Below are 12,492 nucleotides of genomic sequence, written 5' to 3'. Positions count from 1 at the left end.
ACTCCTCTGAAACCTGAAAGGAGTGAAGCATGCCTTATGCTCGCTGTTTCAACCGTTGGACCGGTGCGGTGTTTGCCTGCGCCGCTCTCATGCATCACGCCGCCAGCGCTCAAGTCATCGAGCGGGAGCTGGGCGACTTCAGCCTGAAGCTCGGCACCACGCCCAGCCGCACCATGGCCCAGGGCCTGGTGACGCCGAGCGGTGCCGATTCCAAATTCCATGGCGGACTCGACCTGACCCACGACAGCGGCTTCTACTTCGGGCAATGGTCCCCCAGCACCGGGCTAGCGCCCGATACTTCGCTGGAAGTCGATTCCTACATGGGGTTCAAGAAGCCCTTCGACAAAACCCTCGGCTATGAACTGGGTGTCATTCGCTACAGCTACCCAAACACCGCTCAGCTCGACAGTCATGAGCTTTACGCCGGTTTTCGCATTTTCGACAGCCGCATCGGCACCGCCTTCAGCACTGACGCCGGCCGGCAGGACAGCACCCTGTTCCTCGACCTGGGCAGCATGATTCCGCTGGGCCTGGACCTGCGCATGCAGTACGGCAATCACCAGCTTGACTCGCCTTCGATCATCGACGGCGGCGGCGTGGTCAATGCCTACAGCGACTGGTCCTTCAACGTGTCGCGCCCCGTGCTGGGCATGGACATGAACCTGATGTACAGCGGTTCGAGCCTGACCGGCGCCGATTGCAGCGCTTACAGCGGGCACAACACGCAGTGCGAAAGCACCGTCACGCTCAAGGTTGTGCGCTCGTTTTTCTGATGGGTTGAACCGCCATGACCTGACTTGCTCTATAACGGGGAGACGAACCGGCAAGGAGCAGTCATGGGCATTGTGTTGAAGACCTTTATTTCGCTATGGCTGAGCCTGACGCTGCTGGCAGGGTGCAGTCAGATCGGACTGACGTATCGGCATCTGGACTTCATCATCCCCTGGTCGCTCAACGACTACCTGGACATGAACGCGTCGCAGAAAGACTGGCTCGATGAGCGCTTGAAGGAGCATTTGAGCTGGCACTGCACCACCCAGATTCCCGGTTACCTCGACTGGCTTGACCGTCTGCAAGGGATGGTCGAAAACAACCAGGTCAATCAAGAGCAGCTCAAGGCACGCACCGCCGAAGCGCGGCAAGCCATCGCCACCCTCTCCAAAGAAATCACGCCGTCGGCGGTCGAGCTGCTGCGTCAGCTGGACGATCAGCAAGTGGGCGAGATGCAAACCGCGTTCGCCAAGGACCTGCGCAAGCATGAGGACGAGTACGTCGACCAGCCGCTGGACAAGCAGATCAGTGAACGCGCTCAACGCATGGAGAAACGGCTGACGCCGTGGATGGGCAAGCTGAATGCCGCGCAGCAGGCGCGAGTGATGCAGTGGTCGACGTCGCTGGGCGAGCAGAATCGGTTATGGATCGACAACCGCGCGCATTGGCAGTCGCTGTTGCTGGCGGCGGTGAAACAGCGCAAGGCCCCCGATTTCGATCAGAAAATCGCCAGTCTGTTGCAGGATCGTCAGACCTTCTGGACACCTGAGTACCGCGCGACCTACGACCATACCGAGCAGGCAGCCATTTCCCTCATTGCAGACCTGATGGCGCAGAGTACGGCGGATCAACGGCAGAAGTTGCTGGCGAAGATCGCCGACGTGCGCAAGGACTTCACGGATTTGAGTTGCTACAAGAGCATGAAAAAAGCGTCCTGATCAGGACGCTTTCGGGATCAGGCGATTTGCGCCTTTGAGGCCACTTCGTCAAAAGTGGCCGGATCCAGCGCGTCGGCCTGTTCATCCAGCACCTGACGCGGATGGTCATTGCCCGGAATGCTGCTGTCGATCATCGCCAGCAGGCTCGCGCCGTTTGCGGTGAGGGTAGCGCCTTCGCCACTCCCACCTGCACCGCTGGTGTGGGCGGCAATGAACCCGCGTTCGAGCAACAGCGCTCTCAACTCTGCGGCATGGGTGTCTGACGCATCGTCGATTGCAACGCTGTTTTGTACGTGGTGCAGCAGACGCTCGATCAGGTCCCAGTCGTATCGTTTAGACATGTTTCAACCTCCAGTGGGCCAACAGGGCAATACCCGTGACGTCCGGTCATCGGGCTTGATGCTCAGTGGTTGTGACCCAGCGGAGGGCCAGCCGTTCAGCGGGCTGGCCGGGAGGCAGAAGCAGATTATTCAGCGACGGGCGGACGCGTGACACGCTTTTTCAGCGGCGCCATCCCGTCCTGGCTGACCAAAGGCTCGGCCTTCGGACGATTTACCGATTTGCGTTTGGTCGGGCCCTTGGCGACGGCTTTCTTTTTGTCGCCCTTCTTGTCACCTTTGCCATCGGTTTTTTCTTCTTCACGCCAACAGCCTTGCCTGACGCCTTGACCTTCTTCGGCCCGGTGTAGGTGCCTTTGACTTCCTTGATCGTGCGGCGCTGGAACTTCTGCTTCAGGTAGCGCTCGATGCTGGACATCAGGTTCCAGTCACCGTGGGTGATCAGCGAGATCGCCAGCCCTTCGCCACCGGCACGGCCGGTGCGGCCGATGCGGTGAACATAGTCGTCACCGGTGCGCGGCATGTCGAAGTTGATGACCATGTCCAGGCCGTCGACGTCCAGACCACGGGCCGCGACATCGGTCGCCACCAGAATCTTCACGCCGCCCTGCTTCAGACGATCGATCGCCAGCTTGCGGTCCTTCTGGTCTTTGTCGCCGTGCAGCACGAACGCTTTGTACTCGAGCGCCACGAGGCGGCCGTAAATGCGGTCGGCCATGGCGCGCGTGTTGGTGAAGATGATTGCTTTCTGGTAGGTCTCGTTGGCCAGCAGCCAGTTGAGCACATGCTCTTTGTGCACGTTGTGGTCGGCAGTGATGATCTGCTGACGGGTGCCCGGGGCCAGTTCGCTGACACTGTTGACCTGCAGATGCTGGGGGTCTTTCAGGACTTTGCCGATCATTTCGCGCAAGCCCGAGCCACCGGTGGTGGCCGAGAACAGCATGGTCTGCTGACGATTGGCGCATTCGCCGGCCAGACGCTCGACGTCTTCGGCAAAGCCCATGTCAAGCATGCGGTCGGCTTCGTCGAGGACCAGCAATTCCACCTGCTTGAGGTCGAGGTTGCCCGCGTTGAGTTGCTCCAGCAGGCGGCCCGGCGTACCGATCAGGATGTCCGGAACCTTGCGCAGCATCGCCGCCTGGACCTTGAAGTCTTCGCCGCCGGTGATCAGGCCGGCCTTGATGAAGGTGAACTGAGAGAAACGTTCCACTTCCTTGAGCGTCTGCTGGGCTAGCTCGCGGGTCGGCAGCAGGATCACGGCGCGGATGTCGACGCGAACCTTGGCCGGGCCCATCAGGCGATTGAGCATCGGTAATACGAACGCGGCAGTCTTGCCGCTGCCGGTCTGCGCCGTCACCCGTAGATCGTGTCCTTCCAGCGCCAGCGGAATGGCCGCTGTTTGCACAGGCGTAGGCTCGACGAAATTGAGTTCGGCCACGGCTTTTAGCAGGCGTTCGTGCAGGGCGAATTGGGAGAACACGGGTGTTACCTCGGCGTAATACAAAAAAACAGTCGCATAGGGTACCGGTTTACGCCTGATTCGCCGAGTCTCTTTAGCTCAAAGGGCCTATTTTGTTACCGGATTTGGCCTACCCTGCCCTCGCTTCCCTATCAATGCTCTAATCGCGCCCCCATTTCTGATCAGGAGATCCAGCGCCCATGGACACCCATTCGCTTTGGCTACGCGCCCAGGAAATCTGGACGCTGCTGGAAAACCAGCCAATGCTGCGCACGATCACCGGATTGCTGTTACTGCTCGTCGCTGCCTTCGCGCTCGGGCGCCTGGCGCGATGGATGATCCTCTACGCCATGAAAGCCCTGAGCCGCCAGCCGTCGCTGTTCTGGCTCAACGATTTTCTGCACAACAAAGTCTTTCACCGACTGGCCCAGGTCACGCCCTCGGTGGTCATTCAATTCGGGCTGAATCTGGTCCCGAACCTCAGCACTCCCGCCAATCACGTGCTCGGCAATATCGCGCTGGCGTTCACCATCCTCTTCCTCATGCTCACCGTCGGCGCGCTGCTCAACGCGCTGCTGGACATTTACGCGCGCACCGAACACGCCCGCACCCGCTCGATCAAGGGCTATGTGCAACTGACGAAAATGATCCTGTACGTCTTCGCCGGGATCATCATCGTTGCGACATTGATCGATCGATCACCGTTATTGCTGCTGTCCGGGCTCGGCGCGATGTCGGCGGTGATTCTGCTGGTCTACAAAGACACCCTGCTGTCCTTCGTCGCCAGCGTGCAGCTCACCAGTAACGACATGCTGCGCGTGGGCGACTGGATCGAAATGCCACAAGTCGGCGCTGATGGCGACGTGGTGGACATCACCCTGCATACCGTCAAGGTGCAGAATTTCGACAAGACCATCGTGTCGATCCCGACCTGGCGCCTGATGTCCGAGTCGTTCAAGAACTGGCGCGGGATGCAGCAGTCCGGCGGGCGCAGGATCAAGCGCAGCCTGTTCATCGACGCCAGCGGCGTGCGCTTCGTCTCCGATGAAGAAGAACAGAAGCTGACCCAGGTTCGTCTTCTGACGGACTACATGGGCCGCAAAAAAGCCGAGCTCAGGGCGTGGAACGAGGCACAGGGCAACGTCGCCGAGATGTCAGCCAATCGCCGTCGCATCACCAACATCGGCACGTTCCGCGCCTACGCGCTGGCGTACCTGAAAAGCCACGCCGACATTCACCCCGACATGACCTGCATGGTCCGCCAGATGGAAGCCACGGCCCAAGGGGTTCCGCTGGAAATCTACTGTTTTACCCGCACCACCAGTTGGGGGGACTACGAGCGGATTCAGGGGGATATCTTCGATTACCTGCTGGCCGTGCTGCCGGAGTTCGGGCTGGGCGTTTATCAACAGCCGAGTGGCGCGGATTTAAGGCTGGGGTTGGCGAAGATGTCGTCGAATGAGAGTGTGCAATTGCCAATGGCGTCCAGGCCTGAAGTGTCAACTCCCGTCAAAATCCCGGCCCATGGATCGGAACATTTATGAATCAAGTCCCCAACGCTTACCTCGGGGTATGGAAGCGGCGGTTGATCCAGCGTCGCTCAGGGCACACGGACAGCGAAACGGCAGTGTATTGGCTACAGACACCGCGACTGTTCGCGGACCTACGAATCCCTGGTAATCCGCTGTCCCCTTTGGCGCTTGCAGCCCTCAGCGATGCTCAACACTTGGCGCTGAGTGAACAGCAAGGCTTCGCCGGGGTGACGCAGGTCGACGCCGACATTTGCCAATGGCATCGCAAAATGGACTATCAGCCGGTCAACGGCGACGAAGACATTGGACGCATGCGCTTTGAAACCAGCGATTGCCTTATCGAAACGGCGCTGGATGACAGCTACTACGAAATATGGGATCGACTGCCTCGTTCGATTGGCGCATGCCGTGGGCAATGGTTGCAGGGGATAGATGACCCGGCGCGTCAGGGCTGTTTGCTGTTGGCGGGAGACTACTTTCTGTTCGCCGCGAGCCGTCCTGAGCCACTGCCATCGGGTACCGATTTAAGAGAGTTGCTCAGCCAATCCGGAAGCCGCGAACAAAGCGTCTCCCTGTTGGCTTGCGAGCTCTCGTTCGGCCAGCATCGCGCGGGTGAAGCGCCTTGGAAAATCGAGTGCTCCACAATGCCCGCGAACATAGGCCAGGTCCTGTTGCCAGCTTCGGTGGATCCTGATGGCTCAGGTATATTCGCCAATGAAGCGGTATTGTCTTCATTGGGGGCATTTATCCCACCCGGGGTTGGTGCTGTGCTCCCGATCCATAACCATCCAAGAGGCAGGTCTTGGATATGCAGTTGGCAGTGAGTCACAACGCCGCGCCGTTTCTGACCCGCACCGCCCCTGGGGACATGCCCACCGACCGTTTGAACGCGCGGCTGAACGCGGCCAATGATCCGTAACCCAGTTCGCTGGCGACGGTTTCAACCGGTTGACGTTCGCGACTCAACCGGAGAACCGCCAGACGCATTCTCAAGTCCGTCAGGTATCGAAGCGGAGTGACGCCGGTTGCAAGGAAAAACCGCTGGGCAAACACCGAGCGGGATTGCCCGGTTTCCTTTGCAAGCGATGCCACTGTCCAATTATGGCCGGGCTGTTTGTGCATCATGACCAGCGCCCTGCTGAGTCGGGGATCCTGTAACGCGCTCAACCAGCCCGAGGCGCCGCCGCATCCGCCAGCCACCCAGCCTCGTACGATCAGGGCGGCGACCACTTCGGCCAGACGCGCCAGGATTCCCATGTGCCCCGCCTGAAGGGTCAGCGACTCACGCTCCATCGCCTCAAGCATGGGGCGGATCTCGGGTGATGACTCAAGCAGGGTACTCACCTGCAACACCTCTGGCATGGCCGTTACGAGCGGTTGCATGCCACCGAGCTCCAGCGTCATGCAGCAACTGAAGAGAATCGGCGCGCGGCCTTCTCGCTTCTGATCAACAAGGGACTTCTCACCGCCGTCATCCCTCGCCAAAGCGTCCAGAGCAAAGGGCTTCACCTCGGCGGCGCGGGTATTTTCAGAGGCCAATACCCCATGGGGCCCTCCATGGGGAAGGAGCACGGCATCCCCCGTGTCGAGCCGATGAAGATGGCCGCCCGGGCTGCGCAGCCAAAGCGGCCCGCGCCCTGCAAAATGAAATTGCGCCCGGCCCACTTCGTTGCTGAAGCCAATCCCCTGAGAGACTGGAACTTCCATTCTGCGGAACTGCACGCCGAACAAGCGCATACCTGACAGCAATTCACCGACTAGGGCGTTGGAAGAAGGATGCATAAAGAGGGAACCAAGTCAGGACGTATAATCAAATAATAAGCGTTTTGGATCATAGAACGTCCCAACGAGCCTGCCTAGACTTTGCTTCCCACCTTGAAGTCAGGAAGCAGTCCCCATGATCTACCTTCGATTTACCCGAATGCTGCGCAGCACCTGCGCGGTCCTCCTGCTGGGAGGCCTGTCCTCGCTGACCCTGGCCGCAGACCGGAGCTACACCGTGACTTCGCCGGATGGCATCAAGCTGGCGGTGCAAGAGTCAGGCAATCCACAGGGCCCTGCCATTGTTTTCATTCATGGACTGTTGGGCAGTCGACTCAACTGGGAGAAACAAACGAGCAGTGCCGAGCTGCAACGCTATCGCATGATCACCTACGACCTGCGTGGTCATGGTCTTTCCGACAAGCCGGAACATACCGACGCCTATACCGACGGGCGCCGATACGCCGATGACTTGGCCGCCGTGCTCAAGGCAACTGGCGCCAGTAAGCCGGTATTGGTCGGCTGGTCATTGGGCGGCGTGGTCATGTCGAACTACCTCGCCGCGTATGGGGACGCTGATATTGGCGGGGTGATGTACGTCGACGGCGTCATCGAACTTAACGCCGCGCTGATCACTTCCCACCCTGATGTCTATGCAGGCCTGGCGTCCGAGGATCTGAAAATCCATCTGGACGCCGTGCGCACCTTTCTTGCGCTCTGCTTCAACACCCGGCCAGACTCGGCCACGTTCGAGCTGCTGTTATCCAATGCTGCCATGGCTTCCTGGCCGATGACCCGCGCCACGCCCTCGATGACCGTTGCCGTGGCGGAAGGACTGCCCAAGGCACGCGTGCCGGTCCTGATGGTGTATGGCGAAAAGGATGAGCTGGTTCAGGTTCAGCCCAGCATCGTCCGCGCCAGGCAGTTGAACCCTCGCATTCAGACGAAGCTGTACGAGAACTCGGGCCATGCGCCGTTTCTGGAAGAAGCCCCGCGCTTCAATCGGGATCTGGTTCAGTTCATGGACACATCTGTGACCGCTGCTCAGGGCCACTGAAAGCAGACTAAGAGGCTGGCTGATGTCCGAGCTGAGACGTGCAACATCCACACCTTTCTTTAGTGACTTCCGGCCACTCGACATGGAAGCAGGTGGAGTTCGCTTCGCCGGTGTCATTGGGGGTAATGGCCCACCAGTGCTCCTGCTCCACGGCTACCCGCAAACCCACATCGCCTGGCGGCGAATTGCACCAGCGCTGGCGCTGACTCATACGGTGATCACCCCGGACCTCCCAGGGTACGGCTCGAGCCTGATCAGGCAAACAACACCTCGATGGACGAAGCGCCGCGTCGGGAACGCACTGGTGGCCCTCATGGAGAAGCTGGGACATAAGCGATTCTCGGTGGTTGGCCACGACCGAGGGGCGCGGGTCGGATATCGCATGGCCCTTGATCATCCTGAGCGGATCACCGCATTCGCCTCCCTCGCGGTGGTGCCGACGCTGGATGCGCTGGCCGCAATGGATTTTCGCGGCGCCAACAAGGCCTTCCACTGGTTTTTGCTTGCTCAGCAGGCGGACCTGCCCGAGCGCTTGCTGGCTGCTGACCCGGATGCATTCATTGATTTCGCGCTGGAGAAAATGACTGAGGGGCGAGAGGTGATCGAAACGGCGGCCATGGAAGCTTACCGGGCGGCATTTCGCAGACCTTCGGTGCGTCTGGCCATGATTGAAGATTACCGGTCTGCGCTGGATGAGGATCTTGCGCTGGACGAAGCAGACTTCGCAGCAGAGCGAAAGCTGTGGTGCCCGGTGCTGGTGCTATGGCCGGATGCCGATCACGCTGATAACCGCCCGACACCCATCGACATCTGGCGCCGCTGGGCAACCGACGTGACCGGCAGCTCAACGCGGGGTGGGCATTTGCAGCCAGAAGATGCTCCAGAACAAGTAGCGGCAGCACTTGTTCCCTTCTTGCGAATGCACAACATCTAATGACGTTTGAAGGTAAGTTGTTATCAGCGGAGCATGAAAACGGAGTAAACCCGACGCACTTTAATTCAAACCACAAAAAAGCCCGGCGTCTGCCGGGCTTTTATATTTCGGGTATTCAAACACCCAATGAATTAACGTTCACGCTGGTAGCTCGAACCAAACTCTTTGCGGTTTTCAGCAACGGTCACAGTGCCCGAAGTCTGGGTAGCGAAGGGCTTGACCGCGTCTTTGCTGGCGACTTTGCTGTCCAGAACGGTAGCGCTGGAAGCGTCGACGATGGCACGTTGGTTAATGTGCTCAGGGCTGGCGAATGCAGAACCGGCGGCCAGGATGGACAAGGCGAAACCGAAGGCGATGGACTTTTTCATGATGTAGATCTCCGCGTAGTTGCTGGTAAGTGGGTTAAGTCGTTTCGTTGGGGCCAATCTATTCGGTTGATCCCAACATGAAAAACCAAGCATGCAGATATCTAACATCACTCTCGCTGATGTCGTTAACGCGGGCGTCTAACCCGGCTGTTTCAGAGAACAGCCCGGCGTTGAGCAATACCGCGGCGACTGATCCACACCGACGAAACAATCACCAGACCGCCCAAAAACAGCTTGCCCAGGTCCTCGTTCTGTCCCCAGATCAACAGATTGATCAGCAGCCCCACCGGCACATGCAGGTTATTCATCACCGCCAGCGTGGCGCCGTTGACCAGGCAAGCGCCTTTGTTCCACCAGTACATGCCGAGCGCGGTGGAACACAGGCCGAGGAACAGCAACACCACCCACTGTTGAGGCGCATCCGGCAGATGCTGCGGGTTGCCAAACAGTAGAAACACCGGCAAGGCCACAGCCAGGGCGCCGAGGTAGAAATAGCCAAAGCGGCGGTAGTGCGGCAGATCGCTGGGGTGACGGGCCACCAGGTGTTTGTACAGCACCTGCCCCGCTGCGTAGGTGAAGTTGGCCAGTTGCAGCAACAGGAAGCCGCCGAGGAAGTTCGGATCGACCCGGTCGTAACGGATGATCACCGCGCCGAGCACCGCGACCAACGCCGCCAGCAGGCCCCACGGATTGAAGCGCCGATTGAGAGCGTCTTCGATCAGCGTGACGTGGAGCGGCGTGAGGATGGTAAACAGCAGCACCTCGGGGACCGTCAACACGCGGAAGCTCAGGTACAGGCAGACGTAGGTGACGCCGAACTGAAGCGCGCCGATCAACAGCATGCCGCGCATGAATGACGGCTCGACCCGACGCCAGCGCGTCAGTGGAATAAAGACCAGGCCGGCCAGCACCACGCGTAGCAGCACGGCAAAGTAGCTGTCGACGTGCCCGGCCAGATAAACGCCGATCAGGCTGAAGGAAAACGCCTGAATCAGCGTCACGAAAAGTAGATAGCCCATGGTCGCCCCTTTTTTGAAGGCGGCGACCTTAGCCGGTTGGCGGTGGCGTGTCTATTGAACAGGTCAGCCGGGCCACCGTTGGCAGCGATCCCGGACCCGGAAAGAAAAACCCGATCGACCCGGCGCAGTCCTGCGGGTCGATCGGGCAATGCACTCAGGAGCGAACGAGTGCCAATGGAGTGTCGATGAACACGAGCATCATCAGGCGACGGGATTAACGGGCGATTAAGCGATGTGTGGGAGGTCGCTCCCGCGAGAGAACGTTCATTTCCCTGGCCGGTCAGCGGCAGCTGTCTCGATCAAAGAAGCTGCCAATCGCCGAGAACCCATCTAAGAATTTGTTTTATCGACGAAGCCGAAGTACGCTCCGTCGACGCTGATGCGCGGGTTACAGAGGCTCGCAGCTCAGGGAGATGCGCAGCTTGACGATGTCGCGGGTGAATTTCGCGGTAACTTCGGTGCTGCTCTTCGGCGCGACCTGGACCCGGCGCGTGCGTGGGGCCTCCGGCCCGTTGCGAAAGACCACGCTGCACTTGGCGGGAACGTCGCCAAAGTTGTTCAGGGTGATGTTGCCGATGTCGTAGGCGACGTCATGACTGTTGTAGTCCACCTGCACGCCCTTGATGTCTTTCTCGACGTCGATCGGGTAGGCAAACGCGCTCAGCGGCAGCATCGCCAGCAGCACACAACAGATTCTTTTCATGGGGCAGTCTCCATTCAGGGACCGCCAGCTTAGGACAACAGGAGCGAGAGATGAAAGCGCCCCGCGTGACCCTTGATCAATGGCGCACGCTGCAAGCCGTTGTCGACCATGGCGGCTTTGCTCAGGCTGCCGAAGCGCTGCACCGCTCGCAGTCGTCGGTCAGCTACACCGTCGCCAGGATGCAGGACCAACTGGGCGTTCCGCTGTTGCGCATCGATGGCCGCAAGGCCGTGCTGACCGAGGCCGGCGAGGTCTTGTTGCGACGTTCGCGGCAACTGGTGAAGAACGCCAGCCAGCTGGAAGACCTGGCCCATCACATGGAACAGGGTTGGGAAGCCGAAGTGCGGCTGGTGGTCGACGCCGCTTACCCGAACGCGCGACTGGTGCGGGCGCTGACAGCCTTCATGCCACAGAGCCGCGGATGTCGGGTGCGGCTGCGTGAGGAAGTGCTGTCGGGCGTGGAGGAAGTGTTGCTGGAAGGCGTAGCCGATCTCGCCATCAGCGGCTTCAGCATTCCGGGGTATCTGGGTCATGAGATGAGCAAGGTCGAGTTTGTCGCCGTGGCCCACCCTGGCCATGCCTTGCATCAACTAAAGCGTGAGTTGAATTTCCAGGACCTGGAAAGCCAGTTACAGGTGGTGATTCGTGACTCCGGTCGCAATCAACCGCGCGATGTCGGCTGGCTCGGTGCCGAACAGCGCTGGACAGTTGGCAGCCTTGCGACGGCAGCTGCGTTTGTCAGCAGCGGGTTGGGGTTTGCCTGGTTGCCGCGCCACATCATCGAGCGGGAAATCCGGGAGGGCGTGCTGAAGATTCTGCCTCTTGATAAAGGCGGCAGTCGGCATCCGACGTTCTATCTGTACTCCAGCAAGGACAAACCGCTCGGGCCTGCGACGCAGATTCTGATTGAGCTGATTCAGAGTTTCGACACCGCGCCGCTGGATGCGCCCTTCCCGGCGCCGCAGCAGATGCTTTGAATAACGCGTCAGCGGGTATGTCTTTGGATTGATGCTGCTCAAACTGCCCTCTTCCCGGCTGAAGCCGGTCCTACTCAAGCGCGCGGTCTGTAGGACTGGCTTTAGCAGGAAGCGGCGCGCGTCACACCGCAAGAGTGAAGGTGTTTACAACCCCTTTGCTTGGTCTAATCGCGAATACGTTACAAGGCGTTAATCGTTACAGCGAAATATGATTAAAGCCAAATGGCTTTAGTGCAAGTCCGCACTAGGCTTACCAATGAGGCGGCGGGTGGGTAGCAACAGCTTGCTTCAATATCATCCGCAGCTGGAGGATTCATAGGACTTCAATCAGATGCTATCGGATTATAAGTATTGGTAACGTCACAGGAGTGACCAGACATGCAAACAACTCTCAAAGCAATGATCAGTGCAATCGTAGTTGCAGGTTCGCTAATGCTATCTACTCAAGCATTTGCAGCGGCCTGCGAGCCTGGATTCATACCAGCTCAGCTTCCTTTCGGGGGCCATTGGTATGCATCCCGAACCCAGCTTGCATAATTCCTCAGTTGGCTCCACCTGGAGCCTGTTAATAGGGGCGTTGCCTGTGGAGCTTTGAGGGCCTCACAGGCATCTAAAATGCTAGTCGCTGAAATTAC

General features: G+C 59.3%; 12 protein-coding genes and 1 pseudogene. 7 read left to right on the top strand and 6 right to left on the bottom strand.

The window, feature by feature from the left end; genetic code table 11:
• Positions 1–29: 29 nt before the first annotated feature.
• Together JN403_RS11005 and JN403_RS11000 are read left to right on the top strand one after the other, a co-directional pair.
• Complete coding sequence (locus JN403_RS11005) at positions 30–773, top strand: TorF family putative porin (protein ID WP_122536616.1); 744 nt, start codon at positions 30–32, stop codon at positions 771–773.
• Positions 774–836: 63 nt separating this feature from the next.
• Positions 837–1,709, top strand: a complete 873-nt coding sequence (locus JN403_RS11000) for a DUF6279 family lipoprotein (RefSeq protein ID WP_122536617.1) — start codon at positions 837–839, stop codon at positions 1,707–1,709.
• Positions 1,710–1,726: 17 nt separating this feature from the next.
• On the opposite strand, the gene JN403_RS10995 is transcribed toward JN403_RS11000, so the two are convergent.
• Together JN403_RS10995 and JN403_RS10990 are read right to left on the bottom strand one after the other, a co-directional pair.
• Positions 1,727–2,050: a hypothetical protein gene (locus JN403_RS10995; RefSeq protein ID WP_205486975.1), complete on the bottom strand. Its 324-nt coding sequence runs from the start codon at positions 2,048–2,050 to the stop codon at positions 1,727–1,729.
• Positions 2,051–2,175: 125 nt separating this feature from the next.
• Positions 2,176–3,527, bottom strand: a pseudogene (locus tag JN403_RS10990) (DEAD/DEAH box helicase).
• A gap of 179 nt (positions 3,528–3,706) precedes the next feature.
• Between JN403_RS10990 and JN403_RS10985 the strand changes: the two are divergent.
• Positions 3,707–5,050 carry a mechanosensitive ion channel family protein gene (locus JN403_RS10985; protein ID WP_205486974.1) on the top strand — a complete coding sequence of 448 codons (1,344 nt, stop codon included), beginning with the start codon at positions 3,707–3,709 and terminating at the stop codon, positions 5,048–5,050.
• Entirely contained in the window at positions 5,047–5,862 is an 816-nt protein-coding gene (locus JN403_RS10980) for a hypothetical protein (RefSeq protein WP_240356888.1), read from the top strand. The genes JN403_RS10985 and JN403_RS10980 overlap by 4 nt, the downstream gene beginning before the upstream one ends.
• Position 5,863: 1 nt before the next feature.
• On the opposite strand, the gene JN403_RS10975 is transcribed toward JN403_RS10980, so the two are convergent.
• Positions 5,864–6,820 carry an AraC family transcriptional regulator gene (locus JN403_RS10975; protein WP_205486973.1) on the bottom strand — a complete coding sequence of 319 codons (957 nt, stop codon included), beginning with the start codon at positions 6,818–6,820 and terminating at the stop codon, positions 5,864–5,866.
• Positions 6,821–6,935: 115 nt separating this feature from the next.
• On the opposite strand from JN403_RS10975, the gene JN403_RS10970 reads away from it, so the two are divergent.
• Both JN403_RS10970 and JN403_RS10965 read left to right on the top strand, forming a co-directional pair.
• Positions 6,936–7,856: an alpha/beta hydrolase gene (locus tag JN403_RS10970; protein ID WP_205486972.1), complete on the top strand. Its 921-nt coding sequence runs from the start codon at positions 6,936–6,938 to the stop codon at positions 7,854–7,856.
• A gap of 22 nt (positions 7,857–7,878) precedes the next feature.
• Positions 7,879–8,790, top strand: coding sequence for an alpha/beta hydrolase (locus JN403_RS10965; RefSeq protein WP_205486971.1), 912 nt, complete (start codon positions 7,879–7,881; stop codon positions 8,788–8,790).
• A 131-nt stretch (positions 8,791–8,921) separates the two neighbouring features.
• Here the strand turns inward: JN403_RS10965 and JN403_RS10960 are convergent, their stop codons facing one another.
• The 3 genes from JN403_RS10960 to JN403_RS10950 all read right to left on the bottom strand — a co-directional run bounded on the left by JN403_RS10960 (position 8,922) and on the right by JN403_RS10950 (position 10,880).
• Entirely contained in the window at positions 8,922–9,158 is a 237-nt protein-coding gene (locus JN403_RS10960; RefSeq protein ID WP_205486970.1) for a hypothetical protein, read from the bottom strand.
• A 152-nt stretch (positions 9,159–9,310) separates the two neighbouring features.
• Positions 9,311–10,177 (bottom strand): carboxylate/amino acid/amine transporter, encoded by an 867-nt coding sequence (locus tag JN403_RS10955; protein WP_205486969.1) that lies wholly within the window; start codon positions 10,175–10,177, stop codon positions 9,311–9,313.
• 388 nt (positions 10,178–10,565) lie between these two features.
• Positions 10,566–10,880: a 3-phosphoglycerate kinase gene (locus JN403_RS10950; RefSeq protein ID WP_065992674.1), complete on the bottom strand. Its 315-nt coding sequence runs from the start codon at positions 10,878–10,880 to the stop codon at positions 10,566–10,568.
• Positions 10,881–10,930: 50 nt separating this feature from the next.
• Here JN403_RS10950 and JN403_RS10945 point away from each other — a divergent pair, with 50 nt between their 5' ends.
• A complete protein-coding gene (locus JN403_RS10945; protein WP_205486968.1) occupies positions 10,931–11,857 on the top strand; it encodes a LysR family transcriptional regulator in 927 nt (308 codons plus the stop codon).
• Positions 11,858–12,492 lie beyond the last annotated feature (635 nt).

The organism is Pseudomonas sp. 15A4 (genome assembly GCF_016925575.1).
In the GTDB taxonomy this organism is placed as follows: Bacteria; Pseudomonadota; Gammaproteobacteria; order Pseudomonadales; family Pseudomonadaceae; genus Aquipseudomonas.
This window is presented reverse-complemented; position numbering and strand designations above follow the sequence as displayed.

Bases quoted from the DNA above. Each gene is read 5' to 3' on its own strand.
- JN403_RS11005 (WP_122536616.1), top strand. From the start codon at position 30: ATGCCTTATGCTCGCTGTTTCAACCGTTGGACCGGTGCGGTGTTTGCC.
- JN403_RS11000 (WP_122536617.1), top strand. From the start codon at position 837: ATGGGCATTGTGTTGAAGACCTTTATTTCGCTATGGCTGAGCCTGACG.
- JN403_RS10995 (WP_205486975.1), bottom strand. From the start codon at position 2,050: ATGTCTAAACGATACGACTGGGACCTGATCGAGCGTCTGCTGCACCAC.
- JN403_RS10985 (WP_205486974.1), top strand. From the start codon at position 3,707: ATGGACACCCATTCGCTTTGGCTACGCGCCCAGGAAATCTGGACGCTG.
- JN403_RS10980 (WP_240356888.1), top strand. From the start codon at position 5,047: ATGAATCAAGTCCCCAACGCTTACCTCGGGGTATGGAAGCGGCGGTTG.
- JN403_RS10975 (WP_205486973.1), bottom strand. From the start codon at position 6,820: ATGCATCCTTCTTCCAACGCCCTAGTCGGTGAATTGCTGTCAGGTATG.
- JN403_RS10970 (WP_205486972.1), top strand. From the start codon at position 6,936: ATGATCTACCTTCGATTTACCCGAATGCTGCGCAGCACCTGCGCGGTC.
- JN403_RS10965 (WP_205486971.1), top strand. From the start codon at position 7,879: ATGTCCGAGCTGAGACGTGCAACATCCACACCTTTCTTTAGTGACTTC.
- JN403_RS10960 (WP_205486970.1), bottom strand. From the start codon at position 9,158: ATGAAAAAGTCCATCGCCTTCGGTTTCGCCTTGTCCATCCTGGCCGCC.
- JN403_RS10955 (WP_205486969.1), bottom strand. From the start codon at position 10,177: ATGGGCTATCTACTTTTCGTGACGCTGATTCAGGCGTTTTCCTTCAGC.
- JN403_RS10950 (WP_065992674.1), bottom strand. From the start codon at position 10,880: ATGAAAAGAATCTGTTGTGTGCTGCTGGCGATGCTGCCGCTGAGCGCG.
- JN403_RS10945 (WP_205486968.1), top strand. From the start codon at position 10,931: ATGAAAGCGCCCCGCGTGACCCTTGATCAATGGCGCACGCTGCAAGCC.